The 25,669-nt window shown below is 66.8% G+C and carries 24 protein-coding genes; 8 read left to right on the forward strand and 16 right to left on the reverse strand.

Annotation, left to right across the window (positions count from 1 at the left end; translation table 11 throughout):
* Window positions 1–10: 10 nt before the first annotated feature.
* Window positions 11–949, forward strand: a complete 939-nt coding sequence (locus AC0IXR_RS15860; protein WP_471761419.1) for an ABC transporter ATP-binding protein — start codon at window positions 11–13, stop codon at window positions 947–949.
* 152 nt (window positions 950–1,101) lie between these two features.
* On the opposite strand, the gene AC0IXR_RS15865 is transcribed toward AC0IXR_RS15860, so the two are convergent.
* From AC0IXR_RS15865 to AC0IXR_RS15925, 13 genes are all read right to left on the reverse strand, one after another.
* Complete coding sequence (locus AC0IXR_RS15865) at window positions 1,102–4,557, reverse strand: SbcC/MukB-like Walker B domain-containing protein (protein WP_471761420.1); 3,456 nt, start codon at window positions 4,555–4,557, stop codon at window positions 1,102–1,104.
* Window positions 4,558–4,738: 181 nt separating this feature from the next.
* Window positions 4,739–5,374, reverse strand: a complete 636-nt coding sequence (locus tag AC0IXR_RS15870) for a DUF4194 domain-containing protein (RefSeq protein ID WP_419953163.1) — start codon at window positions 5,372–5,374, stop codon at window positions 4,739–4,741.
* Window positions 5,375–5,459: 85 nt separating this feature from the next.
* Complete coding sequence (locus tag AC0IXR_RS15875) at window positions 5,460–5,729, reverse strand: hypothetical protein (protein ID WP_056422735.1); 270 nt, start codon at window positions 5,727–5,729, stop codon at window positions 5,460–5,462.
* A gap of 175 nt (window positions 5,730–5,904) precedes the next feature.
* Window positions 5,905–7,329, reverse strand: coding sequence for a Wadjet anti-phage system protein JetA family protein (locus tag AC0IXR_RS15880; RefSeq protein WP_207411088.1), 1,425 nt, complete (start codon window positions 7,327–7,329; stop codon window positions 5,905–5,907).
* 79 nt (window positions 7,330–7,408) lie between these two features.
* Complete coding sequence (locus AC0IXR_RS15885; protein ID WP_056422741.1) at window positions 7,409–7,750, reverse strand: hypothetical protein; 342 nt, start codon at window positions 7,748–7,750, stop codon at window positions 7,409–7,411.
* On the reverse strand, window positions 7,747–8,214 hold the full coding sequence (ptsN, locus tag AC0IXR_RS15890; protein WP_056423307.1) for a PTS IIA-like nitrogen regulatory protein PtsN: 468 nt from the start codon (window positions 8,212–8,214) through the stop codon (window positions 7,747–7,749). The genes AC0IXR_RS15885 and ptsN overlap by 4 nt, the downstream gene beginning before the upstream one ends.
* Before the next feature lie 219 nt (window positions 8,215–8,433).
* The gene (gene hpf / locus AC0IXR_RS15895) at window positions 8,434–9,045 is read right to left on the reverse strand and encodes a ribosome hibernation-promoting factor, HPF/YfiA family (protein ID WP_056422745.1); all 612 of its coding nucleotides are present in this window, start codon (window positions 9,043–9,045) and stop codon (window positions 8,434–8,436) included.
* A 136-nt stretch (window positions 9,046–9,181) separates the two neighbouring features.
* Window positions 9,182–10,729, reverse strand: a complete 1,548-nt coding sequence (rpoN, locus tag AC0IXR_RS15900) for an RNA polymerase factor sigma-54 (RefSeq protein WP_471761421.1) — start codon at window positions 10,727–10,729, stop codon at window positions 9,182–9,184.
* Window positions 10,730–11,245: 516 nt separating this feature from the next.
* Entirely contained in the window at window positions 11,246–12,100 is an 855-nt protein-coding gene (gene lptB, locus AC0IXR_RS15905) for an LPS export ABC transporter ATP-binding protein (protein ID WP_156467647.1), read from the reverse strand.
* 35 nt (window positions 12,101–12,135) lie between these two features.
* The gene (locus AC0IXR_RS15910; protein ID WP_311275602.1) at window positions 12,136–12,876 is read right to left on the reverse strand and encodes an LptA/OstA family protein; all 741 of its coding nucleotides are present in this window, start codon (window positions 12,874–12,876) and stop codon (window positions 12,136–12,138) included.
* Complete coding sequence (gene lptC, locus AC0IXR_RS15915) at window positions 12,873–13,637, reverse strand: LPS export ABC transporter periplasmic protein LptC (protein ID WP_471761422.1); 765 nt, start codon at window positions 13,635–13,637, stop codon at window positions 12,873–12,875. Before lptC ends, AC0IXR_RS15910 begins: the two co-directional genes overlap by 4 nt.
* A 281-nt stretch (window positions 13,638–13,918) precedes the next feature.
* The gene (locus tag AC0IXR_RS15920) at window positions 13,919–14,545 is read right to left on the reverse strand and encodes a ribonuclease D (protein WP_056422754.1); all 627 of its coding nucleotides are present in this window, start codon (window positions 14,543–14,545) and stop codon (window positions 13,919–13,921) included.
* A 107-nt stretch (window positions 14,546–14,652) separates the two neighbouring features.
* Window positions 14,653–15,042 (reverse strand): ComEA family DNA-binding protein, encoded by a 390-nt coding sequence (locus AC0IXR_RS15925; RefSeq protein WP_056422757.1) that lies wholly within the window; start codon window positions 15,040–15,042, stop codon window positions 14,653–14,655.
* Window positions 15,043–15,372: 330 nt separating this feature from the next.
* On the opposite strand from AC0IXR_RS15925, the gene rpmF reads away from it, so the two are divergent.
* Entirely contained in the window at window positions 15,373–15,561 is a 189-nt protein-coding gene (gene rpmF / locus AC0IXR_RS15930; RefSeq protein ID WP_018046018.1) for a 50S ribosomal protein L32, read from the forward strand.
* Window positions 15,562–15,671: 110 nt separating this feature from the next.
* On the opposite strand, the gene AC0IXR_RS15935 is transcribed toward rpmF, so the two are convergent.
* Window positions 15,672–15,947, reverse strand: coding sequence for a hypothetical protein (locus AC0IXR_RS15935; protein ID WP_056422760.1), 276 nt, complete (start codon window positions 15,945–15,947; stop codon window positions 15,672–15,674).
* Between the two features lie 113 nt (window positions 15,948–16,060).
* Window positions 16,061–16,675 (reverse strand): polyhydroxyalkanoate synthesis repressor PhaR, encoded by a 615-nt coding sequence (phaR, locus tag AC0IXR_RS15940; RefSeq protein ID WP_056423315.1) that lies wholly within the window; start codon window positions 16,673–16,675, stop codon window positions 16,061–16,063.
* A gap of 338 nt (window positions 16,676–17,013) precedes the next feature.
* Between phaR and AC0IXR_RS15945 the strand changes: the two genes are divergently transcribed.
* Both AC0IXR_RS15945 and phbB read left to right on the forward strand, forming a co-directional pair.
* The gene (locus AC0IXR_RS15945) at window positions 17,014–18,195 is read left to right on the forward strand and encodes an acetyl-CoA C-acetyltransferase (RefSeq protein ID WP_471761423.1); all 1,182 of its coding nucleotides are present in this window, start codon (window positions 17,014–17,016) and stop codon (window positions 18,193–18,195) included.
* Window positions 18,196–18,399: 204 nt separating this feature from the next.
* A complete protein-coding gene (gene phbB, locus AC0IXR_RS15950) occupies window positions 18,400–19,128 on the forward strand; it encodes an acetoacetyl-CoA reductase (protein WP_056422767.1) in 729 nt (242 codons plus the stop codon).
* Window positions 19,129–19,239: 111 nt separating this feature from the next.
* Here phbB and AC0IXR_RS15955 read toward each other — a convergent pair whose 3' ends face one another.
* On the reverse strand, window positions 19,240–20,151 hold the full coding sequence (locus AC0IXR_RS15955) for a peptidylprolyl isomerase (protein ID WP_311275605.1): 912 nt from the start codon (window positions 20,149–20,151) through the stop codon (window positions 19,240–19,242).
* A gap of 232 nt (window positions 20,152–20,383) precedes the next feature.
* On the opposite strand from AC0IXR_RS15955, the gene AC0IXR_RS15960 reads away from it, so the two are divergent.
* From AC0IXR_RS15960 to AC0IXR_RS15975, 4 genes are all read left to right on the forward strand, one after another.
* Window positions 20,384–20,728, forward strand: a complete 345-nt coding sequence (locus AC0IXR_RS15960) for a hypothetical protein (RefSeq protein ID WP_471761425.1) — start codon at window positions 20,384–20,386, stop codon at window positions 20,726–20,728.
* Window positions 20,729–20,847: 119 nt separating this feature from the next.
* The gene (locus AC0IXR_RS15965) at window positions 20,848–21,690 is read left to right on the forward strand and encodes an aspartate dehydrogenase (RefSeq protein WP_056422775.1); all 843 of its coding nucleotides are present in this window, start codon (window positions 20,848–20,850) and stop codon (window positions 21,688–21,690) included.
* 158 nt (window positions 21,691–21,848) lie between these two features.
* A complete protein-coding gene (gene secA, locus AC0IXR_RS15970; RefSeq protein WP_056422778.1) occupies window positions 21,849–24,746 on the forward strand; it encodes a preprotein translocase subunit SecA in 2,898 nt (965 codons plus the stop codon).
* Between the two features lie 59 nt (window positions 24,747–24,805).
* Window positions 24,806–25,645, forward strand: a complete 840-nt coding sequence (locus tag AC0IXR_RS15975; protein WP_471761426.1) for an aldo/keto reductase — start codon at window positions 24,806–24,808, stop codon at window positions 25,643–25,645.
* Window positions 25,646–25,669 lie beyond the last annotated feature (24 nt).

Below are 25,669 nucleotides of genomic sequence, written 5' to 3' on the forward strand. Positions count from 1 at the left end.
GGCTCGGTCGATGATCCGGTTCGAGGGCGTCTCGCGCCGCTTTGCCGGCGCGGAGCGGCCCGCCGTCGACGGGATCGACCTCGACATCGCCGCCGGGACGACCTGCGTCCTCATCGGTCCCTCCGGCTGCGGCAAGTCTACGACGTTGCGCATGGTCAACCGTCTGGTGGAGCCGGATGCCGGACGTGTCCTCCTCGACGGACGCGACGTGGCGGAGGTCGATCCGGTGCGGCTGCGCCGTGGTATCGGTTACGTGCTTCAGGGCATCGGTCTGTTCCCGCACCGGAAGGTCGCCGAGAACGTCGCCACCGTACCCCGCCTCCTGGGCTGGACACGCGCCCGGATCGCAGATCGGGTGGACGAGATGCTCGACCTCGTCGGCCTCGACTCGGACGCGTATCGCCAGCGACGGCCCGACGAATTGTCCGGTGGCCAGCGCCAGCGCGTCGGCGTCGCCCGCGCCCTGGCGGCAGACCCTGACGTGCTCCTCATGGACGAACCCTTCGGCGCCGTGGACCCCGTCGCCCGCGACCGGCTTCAGGAAGAGGTCGGCGAGATCCTGCGCAGGCTCAAGAAGACCGTGATCATCGTCACCCACGATATCGACGAGGCGATGCGGATGGGCGACCGCGTCGTGCTCATGCGAGAGGGCCGGATCGTCCAGGCCGACACGCCGGACCGCCTGCTCGCAGCCCCAGCCGACCGATTCGTGGAGAGCTTCGTCGGTGAAGACCGGGCCTTGCGCCGGTTGGCCCTGAGCCAAGCGGGCGCGATTGCGGTTCCGGGCGATCCGGGCGATGCGCCGGGCGTCACCGCGGAAACGTCGTTGAAGGACGCCCTGGCGCTGCTCCTATCCAGCGGCGCCGATCACCTCGCGGTAACCGGGAGCGATGCCCCCGCCATCCTGACTCTTGCCGCGATCCGAGACGCTGCCTCGCGTCGGGTCTGATCGCGCCTTCGTCACAGCAAAGCGCATCGCATTAGGCACCCTTTCCCCTCTCTCCGCCTACGGGGAAAGGACCCGAAGGCACCCCGTCGGGCCTTCGGTGAGCGAGAGGCGAAGCCAAAGCGACGGTGAGGAGGTGCCTCCGGCCACGCCCCTCACTCCGCCGCGTCGGAGACCTGGAATCGCTCGATACCCTGGCGTTCCGGGTTGATGGCGGCGAGTGCGCGCTTGGCCGTCTCGAGCGGATGCTCGGCCTCGATCCGGACCGAGGTCAGATCCGGGCTCTTGTAGACGGTGACGATGGTGTCCATCACTTCGGTGAGGGTGGTGCGCTTGTCCTCGGGCGCCGCGATGAGAAGCTGTAATCCCCAGGCTTGGTAGAGGTCCACCAAAGCCTGGGAGTTGCGCACGTCGAGTTTCGAGAAGGCCTCGTCGAGGAGACAGAGTCCGAGGCCGGGATTCTCGTCGCCGGGCCGGTCTCCAGGATAATAGGCCGAGGCGAGTGACGCGGCGATGGCGACGTAGAACGGCGCCTGTGCCTCGCCTCCCGACCCGCGCAAGGCCCGGTTCGACATGGTGGTGCGGTTACCTGCCTTGTCGCGCATGCCGATCTCGTAGACGAAGTAATTGCGGTAATCGGCAAGCCGCGCCGCGCTCTCGTCCCCGGCGATCAGGGCGGTGATCTCCTCGATCGCGGCAGCGAGCGGCCCCGGGGGTACGTCCTCGCCCTCCCCCGGCAGGATCGCCTGCGCTGCGTCGGCCGAACGCGCCACCTCGGTGGCGAGGGCATGCACGGCGGCGTAGCGACGATCGACGGTGGCCTCGAAGGCGTAGGTCTGACCGGTGAAGGTCTGGGTCGAGAGACGTTCGTTCAGGGCATCGAGACGGGTGCGGACCCGCTCGAACTTGTCGGCGAGGCGAGTCAGCAGGTCCTCGGTCATGAGGCGGCGCATCTCGCTCTCCGCGCGCACGGCCTGGTCGCGGTAGCGCCGCAGCTCGTGGCCCGCCACCTCGTCATGGGCGCGGGCGACCCAGGAAAAGCCGAAGGAGGCCGGGGCATCACGGTTGCCCAGGGGGTTCTCGATACGCCACTGGACGCAGTATTCAGCGAGATCGCGCTCTGCGGCACGGCCTTGCGTGCGCGCCGTCTCCATCGCCTCGCGGGCGGCGCCGCGCGCCGCATTGGCCAAAGCCGCCAACTCCTTGGATTCGAGGCCCGCCGCGTCGGCCCGCGCTTTGGCCACCGCCAGCGGATCGAACCCGTCCGGCCGGACGAGACGGATGCGCACGGAATCTCCCGCGATCCAGCGGGCATGGGCGCCGCGCCTTGCCTGAAGCGCGGCGCGGATCGCCTCCCGCGCGGTGGCGACCTTCGCCTTCAGGCCCGCTTCCTCGCCGAGCAGCGCGTCGCGCTTCGGCTCCAGCACCTGAACGAGTTCGGTGAGATAGGCCGATCGCTCCTTGGCGAGCTCCTTGATCTCGGCCTCCAGCGCGCCGGTATCGGCCTTCTCCACGGCTTCGCGCTCGGTGGTGAGGCTGCGTCGCCGCCCCTCCATCGCGTCAGCCTCCTGGCGCAGGGAGACGATGTCGAGATTGGCGTCGGCGAGTCGGACCCGCAGCATGGCGGCAATGCGGGCGGCCTCTCGCAGCACGCCGGCCGCGCCGCGCAGGCGCCGTGCCTCATTGACCGCGTGTTCCAGGTTCTGCCGGCTCTCCGCCGTGGGACCGCGGCTGCCACGGGTCATCATCAGTTGAACCGGCCGCACTACGGAATAGGCCATGCCGGAGGTCGAGCGTCCGCTCGGCGCCACGGCGCGACTCATATGGGCCAATGCCGCGTCGTTGGGGGCGAGATCGTAGCCGCCGAGCCGGGCCGCGAGAAACGCCTGGGCATGGGGATCGCGAGTCTCGATCAGCGAGATCGGCCCTTCGTCGTCGCGCCCGCCCCGGCGGCGCGCGGTGTCCGTCGTCTTCACCAGCAGGCAGCGATAGAACTGGCTCTTGCGGGCTTCGAGATGGGCGAAAGCCTCATTCAGCCGGTCCGGTTCGACGACGAGAGCTTCGCGGGCGCCTCCGAGCAGGCCCTCCAGAGCCGGTCCCCATTTCGGATCGGTGATCTCGGCGAGTTCGCAGATCGGCGTCGCCTCGATCCCGAGCCGGGCGAGTTCGTCGCGGAAAGCGGCCGTGTCCGAGGAGAGGCGCGCGCCGCCCGCGCGCCCGCTGCCGACTTCGGCCGAGAGGGCATGCGCTTCCTTCTCCTGGGCGCGGGCACGCAGGGCCATGTCCTCGGCAGCGGTATCGAGGGGGGTGGCGATGTCGGAGAGGGAGGCGAGGGCCGTGAGAAGGGGGCCGAGCGGTCCGTCCGAGCGAAGCGATTCCTCGGGGGGCGCATCGCGGCGCAGGCCGGAGCGCGAGCAGGCGGCCACGATCCGCGCCGATTCCGGATCGATGCGCTGGATCTCGGAGAAGACGACGTTGAGCTTGCCCGCCTCCTGCACCAGCCCCACCAGATCGGCGACGCGGGCGGCGAGGTCGCGCTTGTCGCGCGCCAGCATGGCGAGGCCGGCATTGGAGGCGGCGAGCCGCCCCTCCCCCTGGCTCCCGGCCAGCATCGCTTTCTTGCCCGCGATCTCGCCGTCGATCTCGCGCACGAAACCCTGGCTGGTGCTCACGCTCTCGCGGGCGATGCGCAGGCGTTCCGCCACGTCGCCGAGGCGAGAGCGGGCCTGGCTGTAATCGAGGATGCGGCGTCGCAGGTCGGCGCCGGCCGCTCGTAACTCGTCGAGGGTGGCCGAGAGGCTGGCCTCCGCCCAGGTTTCGTAGCGTTTGAGGATGCGGCCGAGATGGGAGAGCCGGCGCTCCAACTCCTCGATGGTCTCCAGGAGACGGCGCCAGTTCTCCACCGACTGGCGGATGCGCGCGACGTCCAGGGGCTCGGGTTCGAGGACGAAGGAGCGCACGAAGGCGGAGGAATCGAAGATCGGCTTGAACGCCACGGCGTTGGAGAACGTACGCAGGAAGTGGCGCGGCTCGGGGCTCGGCGCGCCCTCGCGCATCAGCGCCAGGACGTCGGCGGTGAAACGCTCGCCCGATGAGCGGAACTCCTCGAACCTGTCCGCCCGGATGCGGAGATCCTTTGCGATCTCCGGCCAGGGCGCCACGTAGCTGCCCTCGGCGGTCTCGCGGACGTAATCGGCGATCTCGAACCGGTGTCCGACCGCGATGAAGCGCGAGAGGGTGGTCTCGCGACTGTCCTCGGCCCGGGCCGCGAGCGCGAGACCGACGGAGACGACGCGTCCGGTGGTTTCGTTCTCGAAGACGAGGACGATGAGGGTCTCGCAGGCCTCGCGGGTGGGACGACCGCCCTCGGCGGGGTCGCTGATCCAGCCGAGGCAGTAATCGCGGACCGTGCGGGCGCTGCGCCCCGAGGCAGACGCGTTGAGGGCGAGGCGGCTGGCGTTGTTGCCGGCGAGCACGGTGCCGACAGCGTCGAAGATCGTCGACTTGCCGGCCCCCGTCGGCCCCACCAAGGCAGCCGCTCCCCGGATCCGGATCTGTTCGCGGCGGATCAGGTACCAATTCGAGAGGGCGATGTCGGTGAGCCGATACACCGGGCGGGCAAGTCCTCGATGGAAATGACGGAGCCACGGCATGGACGGGGCGGCCCGACGATGCAAGTCGATGGTCCCGCCGTCCTCTTTTTCACAGGGGGCGATGTCGGGGCTTCGAGCCGTGCCACGCATGTTTCATGTGAAATCTTAACCCCGATGTGGATGCCGCCCTTGATCGGGCTCAGCCGTCATCGTCCATTCGCGCCGCTGCCCAGGCGCGGACCTGCTCCATCCAGGAATCGGGTGAGAGCACCGCGACACCGGGAAAGATCATCAGCGGCGTGATCTTCTCGACCTTGTCGCGCTCGCCCAGGCGAAGGGCACCCTTGCGGGCGAAAAGGCGCAGGATCTCCGTGAGGCGCGCTTCTTCCGGCGCCTCGCTGCGGGCGGCGGTGCGGATCGATTCGGCGATGTCATCGGTGGTACATTCCACGACACCGTCGGTGGTGACGCGGTGTTCCCGAAGCCCTTCCTCATAGGCGAGGCGCAGGGCCAGCAGCACGAGGGTCTCGTCCTTGCGCAGGCGCTCGGCCTGCCCGTCATGGCGTACGCCGTCGGCGGGCACGCGCAGGAACACCATCTGGTCGCGGGGCGAGACCTCGAACGAGTAGCCGAGACAGGCAAAATAGCTTTTGAAGAACGGCGCGTAATACCGGGCGATCTCGTAGGACCGGCCGATACCGGGCGTATCGGCATAGAGGCACTGGCTCTTCAGCACGACTTGAAGCGCGCGGATGAGATCCTCCTCGGACGGTGCACGGGCACCCGGAGGCGGTGGCTCGTCGCCATCGACGATGGCGCGGAAGGCCTCGATCATTCAGACGGTCCGGTCGAGCGGGACACGGCGCCCCGTCACCCCGCCTCGTTACTCGGATCGCCCTCGCGACACAAAACCCGCTTCCTCACGCGGCTTTCGCCGGGGAGGCCTTGAACAACGACAGGCATTCCGTGTCGCGATGCATGCTCAGGATCGAGGCACGGTCGATAGAGGGGTTCTGGGAGAGCACGCGCTGCACCTCCTCCACCACCTTGGAATAACGGTCACCGTCGAAATTCCGCTCCAGCGGGCTGACGGCGATGTAGGTCTCGACGACGAGAACCCTCTCGGTTCGCTCTTTCCCCACCTCGACGGCGATCCAGGCGGATTTGATCAAGCACTTGCCGGTACTCATGGGTTAACCTCCTTATCAGTCCCGCTTTGATGCGGGTATACCAAGAGGATGATCCGACTCTTCAAGTCTGCCAAGGGCATTGACACGTTTGTGATGACATCTCGTCTGTCACGACAATTGTGCAATGCACGCAAACATTCGGTCCTGCCCACCGTACGGAACGACGCGCGGGGTCTTATCTCCGCGGTCGCCGTTCGCCCGCGCTCGCTGGCCCGCGTGTTGGGGGCGGGGACGACCGCTCCACCATGAAATCCGGACAATCGAGCCAGCCGTTGGAGACACGGCCCGCGACACGGGTGAGGCGGTAGCGATCGTTGAGGAGCCCGTCGAACAGCACGTCGATCTCGCGCAGACGCTGGAACACCACGAACTCGTCCACATCCGCCACGACGATCTCGGATCCGCGGATGGCGGGGTTCGTCCCGAGCTTGCGCTCGACGAAGGCGATGACGCGCTCGGGCGTCACCATCACCCGCTGGCGGAAGGCGTCCTTGGCCAGGATGAAGGCCTCGATCGCCGGGTCGAGATGGATCTCCGGCAGCGGCTCGGACAGGATCGCTGCCCGCCTCATCCGGGGCGTATAGAAATGCGGCTCCCCGATCGGCGGACGTAGCAGCGAGACCTGGGCGAGGGGCGCCGAATCCGACCATTCGGCAGCCCCCACCGCCCGTAGCGCCGCCGCCGTGCGCTCGATCCGGTCGGAATCGCGGTGATCCGTGTAGCGCAGGGACGCGGCGATCCGGCGCTCTAGCCGGGCGACGATATCGGCGACGCTGTCGAGATGCCGGTCGAGCCCCTCGAAGATCGACAGGATCTCAGCGAGGTCGCGCCGCACCGCCCGCTCGGCGAGGGGAAGGTCGGCGGCCCGCCCCTCGCGCAGTCCCGCTTCGGCGAGGGCCCGGATGGTGAGGGGGTCGCGCAGCGCTCGTCCGGCCTCCCGCACGATGCCGGAGCGGAAGCGGAACGGGTTCAGGCGCGTGTGAAGGGTACGGTAGTCACTGACGAGGTGGCGCGCGACGAACTCCTCGAAATAGAGCCGGAAGGCCGTACCCTGGTCCTCCTCGCGCAGGATGCGCTCCTCGATCTTGCGCATGGAGCCCGCGAGGCTGCGCAGGTGTCCGAGGAAGGCGCGGGACGCCTTGGCGGCGTTGACGAGGGCCTCCGAACGCTCGGCCGGGTTGGCCACGGCACTCTCGAGACTGCCCAGCACTTCGAGCACGGCGCCGCCATAGGAGCGGGTCTCGCCCCGGTCGATACGGGCCAGTTCCTCGATGACGTGGCGGGCATCGGGGTCGAAATCGACCACCGGCACGTAGCGCTCGCGCCGCTCCACGAGCCAGCCGGCCTCCAGGAGACGTCGATAGACCGCGGAGCGGCGCTCGATCGGATCGGCCGGCGTGGCATCGTCGTCGGCGATCTCGCCCTGGGACCAGTCGGCGGAGAAATCGCCGATGGAGGCGAGCAACTCGCTCTTGCGCAGAGGTTCGGTTGTCTCTGCGAAGACGCGCGCATGCAGATGCAGCAGCAGGGCCGCGTTGAACGCCCGGCTCGGCGAGGCGAGCGGCTTGAACAGGTCGTCGGAGAGGCGGGCGAAAAGCATGGCGGTGTGGACGAGGACAGCCGATGCCTCGCCCCTGAGTCAATCGGCGGGCATCAACCGCCTGTGCGTGGTCGTGTCTTCAAAGACCGCGGCAGCGAGTCCGGATGAGCCCCGAGAAATCCTTCTCCGAGGTCTGCACTTCGTTGAGCTTGGCGGCCCGCTCCGCTCCGGAGAGGCAGCGGCCGTAGACGCTCGAGACCCGGCGCATGGTCTCCACGTGCCGGCGCCAGACGCGGCACCGGTTGGCATCGTCACCATCGGCCTGTTCGAGCTGGTCGATGGCTTGGCGCTGCATCGAATTGGCAACGAGGACGTCGCGCGCGCACGCGACATCGGCATGGGCGGGCGCGCCCCACAGGATGGCACACGCGACGGCGGCAGCCGCCGAAGACCGGCACTTATCCAAATTCACGCGTTTCATGCCGCTTCGGATTTCGTCGTCTGAGTCAGTAGAGAATAGAGCGCGCTGGAATCCCGCGCCGCGCGGATCCGCTCCAGCATGCCCGGCTCCCGCAGCAGCCGCGCCACTTGGGCGAGCGCCTTGAGGTGCTCGGCCCCTGCCCCTTCCGGAGCGAGCAGGAGGAAGGCGATATCGATGGGTTGGCCATCCAGCGACTCGAAATCCACCGGACGCTCCAGGCGGGCGACGAGGCCGAACAGGCGGTCGAGCCCCGGAAGCTTGCCATGGGGAATCGCGACACCGTCACCGATGCCGGTAGACCCCAGTCGCTCACGCTGAAGCAGGGTTTCGAACACCTCGCGCTCGTCGAGCGCGGGAAGCTGGCGCACCGCATGGGCGCTCAATTCCTGGAGGATCTGCTTCTTCGCGCGAGCGCGCAAAGAGGTCACCACGGAATCTGGACTGAGGAATTCCAGAACTGGCATGATAAGGACAGTCGCCCCATCGGCGACGGCCAAATGGACGCCGCTCATTTGAAATAGCGCTACGGATGCGTGGTTCCCACGCACCCGGAAACGGCCGATGGTCGACTAACGGCCCTTAGGCCGGATAGCCAGCCGGGATCACGCATCCCGGACGGCCATTCGGCCTCTCGTCACGGATCGGCTTTCTCCGAAGAAGAATCTCCGCTCCGGGCCGATCGATCAGGACGCCGCATCGGGTGGGTCCACCCATCCGATCGCTCCGTCACTGCGGCGGTATACGACGTTGATCCGTCCGGTGCCAGCATGAACGAACACGATCACCGGGGCACCGGTGAGGTCGAGGGCCGTCACTGCCTCGCTCACCGAATGACGCTTCAGCGTCTTGGTGCTCTCGGCCACCACGGGAGGATGCGCCTCGTCTTCCTGATCCGCCTCGTCCTCGAGGTCGTCCCCATCCAGCTCGCTCGGCGATTGGAACACCGCATAGGCCGCCTGGACCGTCGCTCCCTCATGCAGGGCAGCGCCATGATCCTTGAGGCGGTGCTTGTAGCGCTTCAGTCGCTTCTCGAGCTTGTCGGCGGTCTGCTCGAAACTCGAATGCGGGTCATGCGAGGCGCCCGAGGCTTCGAGGGTGAGACCGGAAACGAGGTGGAGCACGCAATCCGTGCGGTAGGCCGTGCCGTCCCGTCGAAGCGTCACATGGCCGGAGCAGGTGCCGTTCATGTGGCTGTCGAGATACTTCGACAAGGTCCCGGCCATTCGCTCTTCGACGCGCCCGCGAAGGGCTTCGCCAAGGTCCAGGCCATGGCCTGTGACACGCAATGACCCCATGTATCCTCCGGTTTTTCGACGTTCGGCAGGTGAGTAAAGGAGCGTCGGGGAGAGAAGTCAACGGAATGGAAAGCCGGCTCCGCGGGGTGCGCCGCACACGGTTGCGGGATCGGCTCCGCGCTTCACGGACCGCGCCTCAGCGGGCGTAGGCGAAATGCTCGCGGCGACGCTCGATCGAGGACGGGATACGCAACGATTCCCGGTATTTCGCCACCGTGCGCCGGGCGATGTCGATGCCCTCGTCGCGGAGCTTCTGCACCAGCGCGTCATCCGAGAGCACGTCGCCGGCCGCCTCGCCGTCCACGAGCTGCTTGATCCGGTGGCGCACGGCTTCGGAGGAATGCGAGGCCGTGCCCGCGGCCCCCGGAATGGCGGCGGTGAAGAAGTACTTCATCTCCAGCGTGCCGCGGCTGGTGCCGATCGACTTGTTGGAGGTGACCCGCGAGACGGTGGATTCATGCATGCCGATGGCCTCGGCGACGGTCTTGAGGTTGAGGGGCCGCAGATGGGCCACCCCGTTGACGAAGAACGCATCCTGCTGGCGCACGATCTCGGAGGCGACCTTGAGGATGGTCCGCGCCCGCTGCTCCAGGCTTCGGGTGAGCCAGTTGGCGGTCTGCAGGCATTCGGACAGGAACGCCTTGTCGCCCTCGGCCGACGCGCCGCGCGAGACGCGGGCATAGTAGCTCTGGTTCACCAGCACGCGGGGCAGCGCCTCGGCGTTGAGTTCCACGAGCCAGGACCCGTCGGAGGCAGCCCGCACGAACACGTCGGGGATAAGAACCTCCACGGCGCGCGAGCCGAAGGCCCGGCCGGGCTTGGGATCGAGACGGCGGAGCTCGGCCAGCATGTCCACGAGGTCCTCGTCGTCGACGCCGCAGAGACGGCGCAGGCTCGGAAAATCGCGCTTGGCCACGAGGTCGAGGCGGGAGACCAGCGCCTGCATCGCCGGATCGAACCGGTCCCGTTCGCGCAGCTGCAGGCTCAGGCATTCGGCGAGATCGCGGGCAGCGATGCCCGGCGGATCGAAGGTCTGGATCAGCTTCAGCATCCGCGCCACCGAATCGAGGCTGGCGCCGAGGCGCTCGGCCACCTCGTCGATGGATTCGCGCATGTAGCCGGCATCGTCCACCGCATCGATGAGGAAGCCGGCGATCAGCCGGTCGCCCGGGTCGCGCGTAGCGAGATCGAGCTGCGCGCTGAGATGCTCGCGGAGAGAGACTTCCGAGGTCAGGGTCGCCTCGAAATCCGGCGCCTCTCCATCGAAGCTGCCGCCGGTATTGCCGTAGGGCGCAGGTGTCAGAGACAGCATGTCGCCGGACGCGGCCTCGCGGGCATGGCTGGGATTCTCGTCGGAAAAGACGTTGTCGAGGCGGGTGTCGAGGACGCTCTCCATCTCGGCACCGCTGGCGGTGAGCTCGGTCGCCATCCAGTTGTCCGGCTCGGACGAATCGAAATCCCCCTCCCCGTCGCCCAAGGCGTCCACGGCCGGCTCCGTGCCTACGCGCTCACCGTCCGCATCGCCTTCGACGCGCTCCAACAGCGGGTTTCGCTCGAGTTCGGCGTCGACATAGGTGGCGAGGTCGATCTGGGAGAGCTGAAGAAGCTTGATCGCCTGGAGAAGCTGTGGCGTCATCACCAGGGCTTGGCCCTGACGCATTTCCAGTCGCTGCAGCAAACTCATGGTGTTGCCCCGACGCCTTCAGGTGAGCCCAGCCGAGAGCAGGCACAGAACCCCTACGCCACTCGGCATGAATATTGCTTCTTTTTCTCTTCGCATATGTCTATCGCCATCTCGCCCTGCCGTCAAAGCGCGAAGTGCGTGATTCCCTTGGACTTGCCGCAGCGCAACATCGAAGCGGATGACTCAGAGCATCCTCTGTCCGGCCCGGCCAAACCCAACGCTCTGATATTCCACGTCAAAAAGCCATCGCCTCGCGAGCGACATTGCCGGCTCGCTGAAACAACATGCACAAAACGCATGCACTCCAGAGAAGGCATGAAGTTTGGCGACAAAATAGGCAGTGGGTGGAAGGGTACCGGCTGAGGCCGGGAGGCATCCGTTGCCTCGGGCCATCCGCGAGGCGGCAACGCAGCATCGCGGTCGTTTCGTCTCACCGCATGTCACATCTGGAATGAATCAGGTCGTGCGAGTCGCGCGAAGCTTCGCGGTCCTTGGACCCTACTAGCCAGCGAGGACCTAAAGGCGGAAATCCTCGCCGAGATAGAGACGCCGTGCATCCTCATTGGCAACGATCTCGGCCGGCGTACCCTCGGTGAGGATGCGGCCGGAATGGGCGATATAGGCGCGGTCGATGAGGCCCAGCGTCTCGCGCACGTTATGGTCGGTGATGAGAACGCCGATCCCGCGCTGCTTCAGGTGCTTCACCAGATCCTGGATGTCGCCCACCGCGATGGGGTCGATGCCGGCGAAGGGCTCGTCGAGGAGCATGAAGCTCGGAGAGGTCGCCAGCGCGCGGGCGATCTCGCAACGGCGGCGCTCCCCGCCCGAAAGCGCGATCGAGGGTGATTTGCGCAGGCGCGCGATGTCGAATTCCTCGAGCAGCGAATCGAGCTTGCGCTCGCGCTCCTTGCGGTTCGGCTCCACCACTTCGAGCACCGCGCGGATATTGTCCTCCACCGACAGGCCGCGAAAGATCGACGCTTCCTGCGGCAGGTAGCCGATGCCGAGACGGGCCCGCTGATACATCGGCAGGTGGGTGATCGGCAGGCCGTCGAGACTGATCGAGCCGCGATCGGCCGAGACCAGTCCGGTGATCATGTAGAAGATCGTGGTCTTGCCCGCGCCATTGGGGCCGAGCAGGCCCACGGCCTCTCCGTTGCGCACGGTCAGCCCAGCCTCGTGGACCACGGTACGCGCGCCATAGCTTTTGCGGAGGCCCTCGACGTGGAGGATGCCCGGACCGCCGCCATTCCCGGACAGGCCCGTCTCCCCGGCCGCCGGCCGTCCCTTACCGCGGCCGAAGAGGCGCGACAGGAGCGACGGCGCACGCCCGGCTCCGTCTGAGACGGACCCGGCGATTCGCGGGCTGATCGGGTCTGGCACCGAGGCCAGCGGCAGAGCGGAGGTCAATTGGCCTGCGCTCTCGGTTTCGCGGCAGGCTTGTCCGCGCTGGCTTCGGAAGGCTTGGGTGCTGGCTTGCCCGCAGCGCTCGCCGGCTGGGCGCAGCCCTTGGCCCCGCCCTTGGCGGCTTCCTCCTTCTGTGGCACGAACATCGCGGATACGCGGCCGCCGGCCACCGGATCCATGTTCGCCCGGCCGGTATTCATGTCGTAGACGAGGCGACTGCCGCGGGTAACGTTCTGGCACTGGCTCAGCACGACATTGCCGGTGAGCACGATGCGCTTGGCCTCTTGGTCGAATACGGCATTGTCTCCGGTGGCGACCTGATCGTTCTGCACCACGGTGACGGGGCCGGCACATTCCACCTTCTGGATGCCGTTTTCGGCCATGCCGGCTGGGGATTTGGCGCCGTCGGTGGCGGGCGCGGGTGCCCCGGGCTTGGCATCCTTGCCGCGCTTGTAATGCACCGTCATCGTCGAGCAGCGAATGGTGCTGTCGCCCTGCACGGCCACGACATTGCCGGCGAAGATCGCCTTGTTCTCCCGGTCGAACACGTCGAGCCGGTCCGCGTCGATCTTCACGGGGTCCTTGCCGCCGCTCGCGCCGAAGGTGCTCCCGGGAGCGGTCGGCTTGTTCGCCTTCGCAGCAGGCGCCGGAGACGTGCCGGATGGAATCTGCGCCACTACATTCCCCGCCGCGAGGAGGCCGCAGAGGGCGAGGGTGGAGACCAGCGTGGAACGGTTCACCGGCGTGCCTCCCCATCCTGCGGTTCGGCGGCGGAGGTGAGGATGCGCGGCGATTTCACGTCTGGCTTGCTCTCGGAGCCGGCGCCCTCGGCCTTGTCCGATCCGTGGAACACCGTGTGGACGTTGCCGATGAAGGAGATGACGCGGCCGTTATCGACCATGTCGAGGCCGTCGGAGGCCACCGTCCCGGTGGGAAGCGTCACAGCGACGGCCTGGTCGGACTTCACCGTCCCGGCCTTGAAATCGATGGCGGCAGTGAGGAGACGGATATCCTCGCCCTTGTCGGTCCAGAGCTTGATATCGCGTTCGAGAACCAGGGTCTCGCGTGCCGAATCGAACAGGCCCGAGGCGGCTTCCATATGGGCGAGCCCGCCGGAATCGTCGGTGACGAGATGGCCTTTCATCGCCTGCAGTTCGATCAGGGTCGGCTTGCGCACGTCCTGGAAGGCGGCCGTAGCGATGACCTCGTAGCCCCGATCGTCCTTCCGGAAACCGGACAGACGCGGGTTCTCCATCTTGACCTTGGTGCCCGACAGGGTGACCTGCCCCATGGTGACGGCCGGCAGGACGGTGCCGAAGGGGTTGAACAGCGTCCCCACGACGAGGGCGAGAATCGCCGCACCGGCAGAGAGAGGAATGAGGCGGCGCAGGTAGCGAACCTGCGTACTGTGGTTGCGAGCCCGCTTATGAGCGCGGTTGCGGCGCGCATCGGCTCCCGATCCCGTCGTCCCCGTCGCGTGGATGGCGTCGACCCCGTGCATGGTGATGATCCGAGCCGCTTCGCCTGACCGATCCGATGAGACACCGGCACGTTGCACCCTGCAACATGCCACATCCCGTCAATCATGTGCTGAGCCGTGCGTGCCAGCGTCAACCATGTCGAGCGCCGGATGCGCGCGGCCGATGGCGAAGTTGTGGCCGTGCAACAACGTTATGGGCGGAGCATTGAGGAATCATCAACCGCACGGGGTCGCAGGGGCACGATCGATGTGCGCCGCCGCACCGTCCCCTGCACACTCTCCTGCGGCATGCGCGTGCCCGATCAGGTGTGGGCGAAGATGTCGGTCTCGGCCCAGCCTTCGAGATCGAGGAGGGAGCGGGTCGGCAGGAAGTCGAAACAGTTCCGCGCGAGATCCGTGCGCCCTTCGCGGGCGAGCATCGCATCGAGGCGGGCACGCGCCGCATGCAGATGCAGCACATCGGAGGCCGCATACTCCACCTGCGCCTGGCTCAGGGACTCGGCGCCCCAATCCGAGGATTGCTGCTGCTTCGACAGGTCGACGCCCACGAGTTCGCGGACCACGTCCTTGAGGCCGTGCCGGTCGGTATAGGTGCGGGCGAGCTTGGAGGCGACCTTGGTGCAGTAGACGGGGGCCGGCATCACGCCGAAGGCCCTGAACAGCACGGCGAGGTCGAACCGGGCGAAATGGAAGATCTTCGTCACAGCCGGATCGGCCAGCACGCGCTTGAGTATTTCGGGCGGGCTCGAGCCAGGCACGATCTGCACGACATCGGCACTGCCGTCGCCGCGCGAGATCTGGACGACGCAGAGCCGATCACGATGCGGATTGAGACCCAACGTCTCGGTATCGATGGCGATGGCCGCGCCCGGCACGTAATCGGCCGGGAGATCGCCGCGATGGACGCGGATGATGGGCTGAGGAGGCATCGGTTCTGTGTCTTCTGGCGGGGCAATCGCTACCCCGGCCGCGTAACACCGCGCCTGCCCGCGAACAACCCGGCGCCGGACGAGCGCCGGGTCATCGAGCCGGGCGGCTACTTCTGCTTGGCGATGACCTTGTCCTTGATCCCGTCATAGACGCCCTGTGTGAGGATCTTCTTCGACACGAGTTGGTCCTTGCCGTGATAGGGCCGGCCCTTGACGATCGCTGCGGAGCGCGCCGCACCGATACCGGGCAGGGCTTCAAGTTCCGCCACCGAGGCGCTGTTCAGGTCGATGAGATCGACCTTGGCCGATGGCGTGACGGGAGCGACGGGCTTGTCCGCCGTGGGCTTAGCCGGGGCGGCCGGAGCTGTCGGAGCCTTCGGTGCAACGGTGGGAGGGGTGGACGTCGAGGGCGTCGACGGGCTCGGTGCTTGGGCAAGGGCGGGAGCCGCCACGAGGCAGCCGAGCACGGCCAGAGTGCGGAGCAGAGATGTGGTCATGCGAGATGAAGTCACGGCAATCTCCCGGGATGTGGCGGCGCAGTCTTCGACGAGGCGTCACCGTATCTGCAAAGTGAAGTGCGACGGTTGAACCGGCGCTTAACGGGACTTCACAGACCGGTGAACCTTCCGGCGAGTCCGGACCGGCAGCCTCCCCGCAGGATCGGCGGTTCCTTTTTCCGGACGTCCGACCTCGGGCGGCTCTAGCCAGACGGCCGATGTATCGCTATACACCCGCCATCGAATCTCCGTTTGAACACGGTGCCGAGGTTGCCTCTTCCCTCGCGGGGCGGCGCCCGTGCACCCTTTTTGCCGTAGCAGGACTACCCCATGGCCGTTCCGAAGCGAAAGACCTCCCCCTCGCGGCGCGGCATGCGCCGGTCCGCCGACGCCCTCAAGGCTCCGACCTATGTCGCCGACAAGGATTCGGGCGAGCTGCGTCGTCCCCACCACATCGATCTGAAGACCGGCATGTACCGCGGTCGCCAGGTCCTCAAGGTGAAGTCGGCCGAGGCCTGATTCTTCGCTCCGTCATCGGTCCGATAAGGACCGGGACGAAACGACGTCATGAAACTCTGTCTTGCGAAAACCGCCTTCGGGCGGTTTTTTGCGTTGCCTGCCCCGATACGTCAGGCGCGACGCCGGCCCGTGCCGATCCGCGTCGTCTCGGCGTAGCGCGCCGTGGCGGAGCGCATACGCTCCGTGCGGGAGGCACGCATGGCCGGGTCGCCGCTGATGAGAAGCTGGGTCAGAAACTCGGCGTTCGGCCTGCCATAGGTAGCGCTCGACCTGCGTGAGACTGCCTCGCCGCCATCGACGACCACGAGCGTCCGCGCCGTCTCTCGATCCCCCTCGGGGACCGACTGTCCCGTTTTGGGGCGCTTTCCCGTGCCGTTCTGTGACACTTATCGCCTTTCCGCCTGTGATGGGCAGAAAAGCGCAACGTGCGGGCCGACGTTAACGTTTCGTCAGCATTCCTTCAGAACGAAATCGGCGATTGGTTATTTGCGCCGCCGAGCTACTTCTTGGCGAGATCTTCCAGACGGTTCCGCATCTCCGCCATCTGCCGCTTCAACTCGTCGAGGTCGCTGTCGGGCGCGGGAGCCGCGCTCGATGGCTGGGTCGGCGTCGGCGCCGATGCGGAGGTCTTCATGCCGGAGAGCGGCCCCGTGCCGAAGGTGGTGAACATCTTCATGGCATCGCCGAAGAAGCTCATATTGGCCCGCACCTGCTCCTCCATGGCGCTCTGGAACACCGAGGGGGCGAAGCTCTGGTTCATCTTCTCGCGCAGGCCGTCCTGGTCGCGGGCGAAATTCGCCATGGAGAATTCGAGGAAGCTCGGCACCATGGTCCGCATGCTGTCGCCATAGAAGCGGATGAGCTGGCGAAGGAAGGCCACCGGTAGCAGGTTGTCCTCGCCCGCCTTGTTCTCCTGCTCGAAGATGATCTGGGTCAGGACGGAGCGGGTGATGTCGTCGCCGGAACGGGCGTCATAGACAAGGAAATCCTCCCCGTTCTGCACCATCGTCGAGAGGTCTTCGAGGGTGACGTAGGTCGAGGTTCCGGTATGGTACAGACGCCGGTTCGCGTATTTCTTGATAACGGTTTGCTGCGACTTACCGTTCTCCGCCATCCTCGTGGCCTTTCCCGACACATTCATTCCAGCGCCCAATCCCTTCGAGGCCCGATGCGCCGTCCGGGTATCATTTATCACTGCGCGTAAGCGGACCTTAAGGCTTTCGCCCGCCGACGAAAACAGCAATCTGGCCCTGATCCCCGCAGAATAGTGCCACACTCCGCGCGACGCCTTCGGTAACAAAGACCGGCAGGTCACTCGCCGACTCCCTCGCCGAGCTTCCGCACGCGCTTGACTTCACCTTGCCCAGCGCTTTCATCGCTTCAGTTGGCCTTAAGTGCGCATGCCCATCGGAGGGCTTCAACGTCGCGCGGGCTACCCAGAGGAGAACGTCAATGGCAGCGGAAGACATCGTCATCGTCGGAGCGGCGCGCACCGCCGTGGGTTCGTTCGGAGGTGCCTTCAACACCGTTCCGGCCCATGAGCTCGGCGCCATTGCGATCAAGGCCGCCCTGGATCGCGCCGGCGTCTCCCCCGACGACGTGGACGAAGTGATCTTCGGCCAGGTCCTCACCGCCGGCGTCGGCCAGAACCCGGCCCGCCAGGCCGCCATCAAGGCCGGCATCCCCGAGAAGGCCACCGCCTGGGGCGTCAACCAGGTCTGCGGCTCGGGCCTGCGCACCGTCGCCCTCGGCATGCAGCAGATCGCCAATGGCGACGCGACGGTCATCGTGGCCGGCGGTCAGGAATCGATGTCGCTCTCCCCTCACGCGCAATACCTGCGCGGCGGCCAGAAGATGGGCGACGTGAAGCTCGTCGACACCATGATCAAGGACGGCCTCTGGGACGCCTTCAACGGCTACCACATGGGCACCACCGCCGAGAACGTGGCCCAGGCCTTCCAGCTCACCCGCGAGCAGCAGGACGAGTTCGCGACGAAGTCGCAGAACAAGGCCGAGGCCGCCCGCAAGGAAGGCCGCTTCAAGGACGAGATCGTCCCCGTCACCGTCCCCGGGCGCAAGGGCGACACCATCGTCGACACCGACGAGTACATCCGTGACGGCGCCACCGTGGAGGCGATGGCCAAGCTCAAGCCCGCCTTCTCGAAGGACGGCACCGTGACGGCCGCCAACGCGTCCGGCCTCAACGACGGCGCTGCCGCCATCGTGCTCATGTCGGCCTCGGAAGCCGAGCGCCGGGGCATCACGCCGCTGGCCCGGATCGTGTCCTGGGCCACCGCCGGCGTCGACCCGAAGGTGATGGGCACCGGCCCGATCCCGGCCTCGCGCAAGGCGCTGGACAAGGCCGGCTGGAAGCCCTCCGACCTCGATCTCATCGAGGCCAACGAGGCCTTTGCCGCCCAGGCGCTGGCCGTGAACAAGGACATGGGTTGGGACACCGACAAGGTGAACGTCAATGGCGGCGCCATCGCCATCGGCCACCCGATCGGCGCGTCCGGCGCCCGCGTCCTCGTCACGCTGCTGCACGAGCTCAAGCGTCGCGACGCCAAGAAGGGTCTCGCCACCCTCTGCATCGGCGGCGGAATGGGCGTCGCCATGTGCATCGAGCGCACCTGAAGCGTTCCGGCACGATTGAATACAGTATAACGGCTGCGCCCCCGACAAAAACCTTGGACATCGTCCAGGAGAATTCTTGAGGGCGCAGCAAATTTAAATGGAATGGGCGGAAGGACACGGGTGCGCTAAGCCCCGGCCGTCCCGCTCATGTGCAAGAAATTGCACGTCACGATCCATCAGACGTCAAGAAAATTGGAGGAAGCCATGGCTCAGGAACGCATCGCCCTCGTCACCGGCGGAACGCGCGGCATTGGTGCCGCCATCTCGGCGGGCCTCAAGGCCAAGGGCTACAAGGTCGCCGCGAATTACGGCGGCAACGACGAGGCCGCCAACGCCTTCAAGGCCGAGACCGGCATCCCGGTCTTCAAGTTCGACGTCGGCGACGCCGCCGCCTGCGAAGCCGGCATCAAGGCCGTCGAAGCCGAAGTCGGCCCCATCGACATCCTCGTGAACAATGCCGGAATCACCCGCGACGGCGCGTTCCACAAGATGACCTTCGAGAAGTGGCAGGCGGTCATCAAGACCAACCTCGACTCGATGTTCACCTGCACCCGCCCCGTCATCGAGGGCATGCGCGCCCGCAATTTCGGCCGCATCATCCTGATCTCGTCGATCAACGGCCAGAAGGGCCAGGCCGGCCAGACCAACTACTCGGCCGCCAAGGCCGGCGTGATCGGCTTCGCCAAGGCGCTGGCCCAGGAAAGCGCCTCGAAGGGCATCACCGTCAACGTGATCGCGCCGGGCTACATCGCCACCGACATGGTGATGGCGGTGCCGGAAGATATCCGCAACAAGATCATCTCGACCATCCCCGTGGGCCGCCTCGGCGAGGCCGAGGAGATCGCCCGCGCGGTGGAATATCTCGCGGCGGAAGATTCGGGCTTCATCACCGGCTCGACCCTGACGATCAACGGCGCCCAGTACATCGCCTGACGCCTCCTCGCTGCATCGACGAGAAGAAGGCCTGCCCCGGTGCCGGGGCAGGCCTTCTTCGTTTTCGCAGACCGTCCGGATTCGGGAAGCCGAACTTCAGGGAGCCGAACTTCAGGGGGCCTTGGGCGCCGCGGCGGGCGTGGCCGCATCGGTGCGCTCGATCTTGGCGCTCTCGCGCAGCTTCAGGATGAGGTCCTGCTGCGACTTGCGGGTCAGGTACTGGTCCACCTGTTCCTTCATCTCGGCGAAGGTCGGCACCGGCTTGGTGCGCCGCTCCTCGACCTTGATCACGTGCCAGCCGAACTGCGTCTTGATCGGGTCGGAGACCTGACCGACCGGGAGCTTGAAGGCGGCCTCCGCGAAGGGGGCGACCATGCGCTCCTTGGTGAACCAGCCGAGATCGCCGCCCTCGGTCTTCGAGCCTGGATCCTTCGAGACTTCCGCTGCGATCTTGGAGAAGTCCTCGCCACCCTTGATCCGGGCCGAGATCTTCTTCGCCTCTTCTTCATTGTCGACGAGGATGTGACGGGCATGCGCCTCTTCCTCGGGCTTCATCGTGGTGAGGGTCTGGTCGTAGAGCGCCTTGGCGGCCTCCGGCGTCACCGCCTTCTTGGCCTCACGCTCCAGATATTCGTCGAGGAGGAGCTTGCTCTTGAAGTAGGCAAGCTTGCGCTGGAACTCCGGCGAGTCGCCGACCTTGGCCGCCTCGGCGGCCTGCGCGCCGACCTTGAGGTCGACCATGTAATCGATGAGCAGGTTCTTCTTCTGGGCCTCGTCGACGCCGGGCAGCGACAGCGCCGGGTCTTCGGCCGCGATGGCGAGATCGCCTGCGGTGACCGGCGAGCCGTTCACCTTGGCCACAACCGTCTCGGGCGGCAGCGCCGGCGCGGCCGGGGCGGAAGCAGCAGCCGGGGCAGGCGGCGTCTGCGCCAGGGCCTGCAGCGGCAGGGCCACGGAGGCGAAGGGCAGCGCAACGGCCAGCGCCAGGGCGCCCGAGCGCCGGAGAAGGAGAGGCGTCGTCATCAATGGGGATTCCTCGAACAGGTGGATGCCACGTCCATGAGGCTCTGTCCGGCCAGGTTGGAGACGTGGCAACAGCGAGCGGCAGGACGCCGCGGGCATCTGTGGGCGAGAGGTGGCGCGGGCAAGGGCGGAAGACAAGCGCATGTGGGGTTTCGGGCGAATCCGTCCGATCACGATAAAGCGGTCTTAAGCCCGCATGCGCCATCCTTTCCGGGCTTCCTGGGAGAGCGGCATGCGGACCAGCGTCATCATCACCACCGCTTGTCTCATCCTGTCCGCCCCGATCACGACGGCGCAGGCCCGCTTCAAGGGCGGACGCTCCGTTTCGGTCTCCCGTCCGGCTCCCTCCGTCACTCCCGCCCGATCGGCTGCCCTGGGTGCTGGAATCGGCGCGTCGCGGCCCGTCCGCTCCAGTGCACATGCGCCAGAGAACGATACCGTAGCGGGACGAGCCGTGACCTTGCGCCCCGTCCTCCCGGTCCCCGCGCCGGCGGCGAGGGAGATCCGCACGGCCGCGACATGGTGCGCCGACAAGCGCGTCGTCGGCACGGGCATGGGTTTCTGTGAGATCAACTGACGCCTGTATGTCCAGCGGCCGGCAGGAAGCTTGACAGGCCCGCGGCCGAAGATTTCTTGAGATCGCGCAGCGGGGCGTTGAGCCGCGTCAGCCTTCGCCAGTCGTGGGGATACCGGCCCTTGTCTCTACTCTCCAATCTTTCGGCGGCGCGGCCGGATCGCCGTCGGCCGCTTCGTATCGCCCTGGTGGGCTGGGGAGCCATCGCGCGTCGGGTGACGCACCTTCTCGACGCTCGGGGCAGCGACGTCGTCCTGGCCGGCGTCGGGACGCGAGTGAGGCCCGATGAGGCCGACCTTCCCGCCTGGATCCGCTGGCTACCCGAACCGGCTGCCCTGGCCGGGGTCGAGCCCGACATGGTGATCGAAGCGGCCGGACGGGCGGCGGTGGAACCCTGGGGCCTCGTGGCGCTCCGTCACGCCGAGAGCTTCGCCGTCTCGTCGACCAGCGCCTTCTGCGAGGCCGGTCTTCTCGACAGGCTCGTCGCCGCCGCGGAGGCGCATGGAAGCCAGATCCTCGTACCCACCGGCGCACTCGCCGCCGTCGACGCCCTCGCTGCGGCCTCGATCCTGCCGTTGGACTCGGTGACGCATCGCATCGTCAAGCCGCCCGTGGCCTGGATTGGCACCCCGGCGGAAGAGTGGATCGATCTCGATGGCCTGACGGAGGCCACGACCTTCTTCGAAGGGACGGCGCGGGAGGCAGCCCGGCTGTTCCCGGCCAACGCTAATGTTGCGGTCATCACGGCGCTCGCCGGCATCGGCCTCGACAGGACGCGGATCGCCCTGGTGGCGGATCCCCGCGCCACCGGCAATGGACACCGCCTCCAGGCGACGGGCGCTTTCGGGACCCTCGACATGAGCATCGAGAATCAGGCCCTGCCGGCCAATCCGAAATCCTCGGAGCTCACGGCCCTGGCTCTGGTCCGCATCATCGAGAACCAAAGAGCCGCTTTGGCGCTTTAGCAGATCGACTGCCGTCCGGTGACGAGCATGTCGGCCGCGCGCTCACCGGCTTTCGGAGTTGAAGGCAGTCCGCCCTTTCGGATGCGCCGTACAATATTTACCTCTATAAGCCCGGCCAACTCACGCCTTCTGATATTTCGATCGACCGCAGGTTCACGATGCTCGGCGCCCTCGCTAAGAAGATATTCGGCTCGTCCAACGATCGCCGCGTCAAGGGCTATCGCCCCCGCGTCGCCGAGATCAATGCCCTGGAGCCGGAGATCTCCGCCCTGTCGGACGAGGCCCTGCGTGCCCGGACGGACATGCTGAAGGCCGAGCTCGCGGCCGGGAAGACCCTCGACGATATCCTCGTTCCCGCCTTCGCCACCGTGCGCGAAGGGGCCAAGCGCGCCCTCGGCCAGCGCCATTTCGACGTGCAGCTCATCGGCGGCATGGTCCTTCACGAGAGCGGCATCGCCGAGATGCGCACCGGTGAAGGCAAGACCCTGGTGGCGACGCTGCCGGTCTACCTGAACGCCCTGTCGGGCCTCGGCGTGCACGTGGTCACGGTGAACGACTACCTCGCTTCTCGCGATGCGGAGTGGATGGGCCGGGTCTATCGCTTCCTCGGCCTCACCGTCGGCACCATCGTCCACGGGCTCGATGACGAGCAGCGCCGGGACGCCTATGCCTGCGACATCACCTACGGCACCAACAACGAGTTCGGCTTCGACTACCTGCGCGACAACATGAAGTACGAGCTTTCGCAGCTGTCGCAGCGCGGGCACAATTTCGCGATCGTCGACGAGGTCGATTCGATCCTGATCGACGAGGCACGCACGCCGCTCATCATCTCCGGCCCCGTGGACGACCGCTCGGAGCTCTACGTCTCCGTCGACGCGCTGATGCCCCATCTCGAGAAGGAGCATTACGACCTCGACGAGAAGCAGCGCTCGGTCTCGCTCACCGAGAGCGGCAACGAGTTCATCGAGGATCTGCTTCGCGGCGCCGACCTGCTGAAGGAGGGTGACCTCTACGACGCCCACAATGTCAGCCTCGTCCACCACGTGAACCAGGCGCTTCGCGCCCACACCCTGTTCACCCTGGACAAGGACTACATCGTCAAGAACGACGAAGTGGTGATCATCGACGAGTTCACCGGCCGCATGATGCAGGGCCGACGCTACTCGGAAGGCCTGCATCAGGCGCTCGAAGCCAAGGAGCGGGTGACGATCCAGCCCGAGAACCAAACGCTCGCCTCGATCACCTTCCAGAACTACTTCCGGCTCTATTCCAAGCTCGCCGGCATGACCGGCACCGCCTCCACCGAGGCCGATGAATTCGCCGAGATCTACAAGCTCGAAGTCGTCGACATCCCGACCAACAAGGAGGTCGAGCGCGTCGACGAGGACGACGAGGTCTACCGGACGGTGGGCGAGAAGTACGACGGCATCATCGCCGAGATCGAGAAGGCGCATGCGCGCCATCAGCCGATCCTGGTCGGCACCGGCTCCATCGAGAAATCGCAGCACCTCGCCGAGATGCTGACCAAGGCCGGCTTCCGCCAGCTCGACTATTCCGACCTGAACGCGCTCACCGACGTCTACGCCGCCGCCCGCGAAGGCCGCGTGACCAAGACCTTCGCCGTGCTGAACGCCCGCTTCCACGAGCAGGAGGCGTATATCGTGGCCGAGGCCGGCGTGCCGGGCGCCATTACCATCGCCACCAACATGGCCGGGCGCGGCACCGACATCAAACTCGGCGGCAACTTGGAGATGCGTCTCGAGAAGGAACTCGCGGGCGTGCCCGAAGGCGCCGAGCGCGACGCGAAAGCCGCGGCGATCAAGGCCGAGATCGAGGAGAACCGCGCCAAGGTTCTGGCCTCGGGCGAGCCCGCCGACCTCGCGGCCGGCCGCAAGAAGGCCCTTCCCGGCGGCCTCTACATCATCGGCACCGAGCGCCACGAATCGCGCCGCATCGACAACCAGCTGCGCGGCCGCTCCGGCCGCCAGGGCGATCCCGGCCGCTCGAAATTCTACCTGTCCCTTCAGGACGACCTGATGCGGATCTTCGGCTCCGACCGCATGGACGGGATGCTCACCCGCCTCGGCCTTGAGAAGGGGGAGGCGATCATCCATCCCTGGATCAACAAGGCGATCGAGAAGGCGCAGCAGAAGGTCGAGGCGCGCAACTTCGACATGCGCAAGAACGTGCTGAAGTACGACAACGTCATGAACGACCAGCGCAAGGTCGTGTTCGAGCAGCGCCGCGACTTCATGGGCCAGGACAGCGTGCGCGACACCGTGGACGAGATGCGCCACGGCGTCGTCGACGATCTCGTCGCCATCCACGTGCCCGAGAATGCCTATGCCGAGCAGTGGGACATCGAAGGCCTGCGCCTGCGCGTCGCCGAGGTGCTGAACCTCGACGTGCCGGTTGAGGATTGGGCCAAGGAAGAGGGCATCGCCGACGAGGAGATGCGCGACCGCCTGCGCACCGCCTCCGACGAGGCCTATGCCGCCCGCACCGAGAAGAACACGCCCGAGGTCATGACCTATGTCGAGAAGCAGGTTCTGCTTCAGACCCTCGACCATCTCTGGCGCGAGCATCTCGTGACCCTCGACCACCTGCGTCAGGTGATCGGCTGGCGCGGCTTCGCCCAGCGCGACCCGCTCAACGAGTACAAGTCCGAGGCGTTCGAGCTCTTCAACGGTCTCGTCGGCAGCCTGCGCGAGCAGGTGACCCAGCAGCTCGCCCGCATAGAGATCACCTATCAGGAGCAGGAGCCGCAGGGGGCGAACCCCTTCGCCAGCCCGGAACTGCCCTCCATGTTCGCCCAGCATCTCGATCCCGTCACCGGCGAGAACGAGATGGATTATGCCGGGCGCGGCACGGGCAGCGATGGCGGCGGCGGCCCGGCCTACGGCTATGCCGCGCAGGCGCTCTCCCCGGACACGGCGGTCATCGAGCGTGACCCGAACGACGCCACGACCTGGGGCCGCGTCGGGCGCAACGAGCCCTGCCCCTGCGGCTCGGGCAAAAAGTACAAGCACTGCCACGGCACTCTGACGGCCTGAGGCGGGCCCGCACGGCCGGACCTGCATCCGGCCGTGGGCTATTCGGAGGGGAGATCCGCATGCGGCAGACAACCTTCGGGCAGACCGGACGCCCCGTCTCCGTCGTCGGACAGGGCACGTGGTACCTCGACGAGGCACACCGGCCCGACGCCGTCGCCGCCCTGCGGCGGGGCCTCGATCTCGGAATGAGCCATATCGACACCGCCGAGATGTATGGCGAGGCCGAACTCGTCGTGGCCGAGGCGATCGAGGGGCGGCGCGACGAGGTGTTCCTCGTCTCGAAGGTGTTGCCGAACCATGCCTCGGCCCGATCCGTCGTCACCGCCTGCGAACGCTCGTTGGCTCGCCTGAAGACGGACCGGCTCGACAGCTACCTCCTGCACTGGCGGGGTGGGACCCCGCTGGAAGAGACCATCGGTGCCTTCGAGGGTCTGGTCCGGCAGGGCAAGCTCCTCTCCTGGGGCGTCAGCAACTTCGACGTCTCCGACCTCGATGACGCGCTCGCCGTGGCCGGCGAGGGCCGCATCGCCTGCAACCAGGTTCTCTACCATCTCGGAGAACGGGCGATCGAACATGCCGTCCTGCCCTGGTGCGAGGCGCATGGCGTCGCATTGGTCGCCTACAGCCCCTTCGGCCATGACGATTTTCCGGGTCCGGACTCGGCCGGCGGGCGCGTCCTCGGAGAGATTGCCGCCGAAACGGGGGCGACGCAGCGGCAGGTCGCGCTCGCGGCGCTGACGCAGTCGCCCTCCCTCCTGGCGATCCCGAAAGCTTCGCGAATCGCCCATGTGGAGGAGAATGCCGCGGCCGGCGACCTGATCCTGACGGAGAACCACCGGCAGCGTCTCGACGCCGCCTTTCCCCGTGGGCGCAAGCCCAAGCACCTGCCGATGCTCTGACGCAGGCATCCGTTCCGCATCGGC

The organism is Methylobacterium sp. AC832 (assembly GCF_979256025.1).

Bases quoted from the DNA above. Each gene is read 5' to 3' on its own strand.
- rpoN (WP_471761421.1), bottom strand. From the start codon at position 10,729: ATGAGTTTGCTGCAGCGACTGGAAATGCGTCAGGGCCAAGCCCTGGTG.
- ptsN (WP_056423307.1), bottom strand. From the start codon at position 8,214: ATGCCAGTTCTGGAATTCCTCAGTCCAGATTCCGTGGTGACCTCTTTG.
- AC0IXR_RS15975 (WP_471761426.1), top strand. From the start codon at position 24,806: ATGCGGCAGACAACCTTCGGGCAGACCGGACGCCCCGTCTCCGTCGTC.
- phbB (WP_056422767.1), top strand. From the start codon at position 18,400: ATGGCTCAGGAACGCATCGCCCTCGTCACCGGCGGAACGCGCGGCATT.
- lptC (WP_471761422.1), bottom strand. From the start codon at position 13,637: ATGCACGGGGTCGACGCCATCCACGCGACGGGGACGACGGGATCGGGA.
- AC0IXR_RS15870 (WP_419953163.1), bottom strand. From the start codon at position 5,374: ATGATCGAGGCCTTCCGCGCCATCGTCGATGGCGACGAGCCACCGCCT.
- AC0IXR_RS15875 (WP_056422735.1), bottom strand. From the start codon at position 5,729: ATGAGTACCGGCAAGTGCTTGATCAAATCCGCCTGGATCGCCGTCGAG.
- AC0IXR_RS15920 (WP_056422754.1), bottom strand. From the start codon at position 14,545: ATGCCTCCTCAGCCCATCATCCGCGTCCATCGCGGCGATCTCCCGGCC.
- AC0IXR_RS15925 (WP_056422757.1), bottom strand. From the start codon at position 15,042: ATGACCACATCTCTGCTCCGCACTCTGGCCGTGCTCGGCTGCCTCGTG.
- AC0IXR_RS15860 (WP_471761419.1), top strand. From the start codon at position 11: ATGATCCGGTTCGAGGGCGTCTCGCGCCGCTTTGCCGGCGCGGAGCGG.
- AC0IXR_RS15945 (WP_471761423.1), top strand. From the start codon at position 17,014: ATGGCAGCGGAAGACATCGTCATCGTCGGAGCGGCGCGCACCGCCGTG.
- secA (WP_056422778.1), top strand. From the start codon at position 21,849: ATGCTCGGCGCCCTCGCTAAGAAGATATTCGGCTCGTCCAACGATCGC.
- AC0IXR_RS15880 (WP_207411088.1), bottom strand. From the start codon at position 7,329: ATGCTTTTCGCCCGCCTCTCCGACGACCTGTTCAAGCCGCTCGCCTCG.
- AC0IXR_RS15885 (WP_056422741.1), bottom strand. From the start codon at position 7,750: ATGAAACGCGTGAATTTGGATAAGTGCCGGTCTTCGGCGGCTGCCGCC.
- AC0IXR_RS15960 (WP_471761425.1), top strand. From the start codon at position 20,384: ATGCGGACCAGCGTCATCATCACCACCGCTTGTCTCATCCTGTCCGCC.
- hpf (WP_056422745.1), bottom strand. From the start codon at position 9,045: ATGGGGTCATTGCGTGTCACAGGCCATGGCCTGGACCTTGGCGAAGCC.
- AC0IXR_RS15955 (WP_311275605.1), bottom strand. From the start codon at position 20,151: ATGACGACGCCTCTCCTTCTCCGGCGCTCGGGCGCCCTGGCGCTGGCC.
- phaR (WP_056423315.1), bottom strand. From the start codon at position 16,675: ATGGCGGAGAACGGTAAGTCGCAGCAAACCGTTATCAAGAAATACGCG.
- rpmF (WP_018046018.1), top strand. From the start codon at position 15,373: ATGGCCGTTCCGAAGCGAAAGACCTCCCCCTCGCGGCGCGGCATGCGC.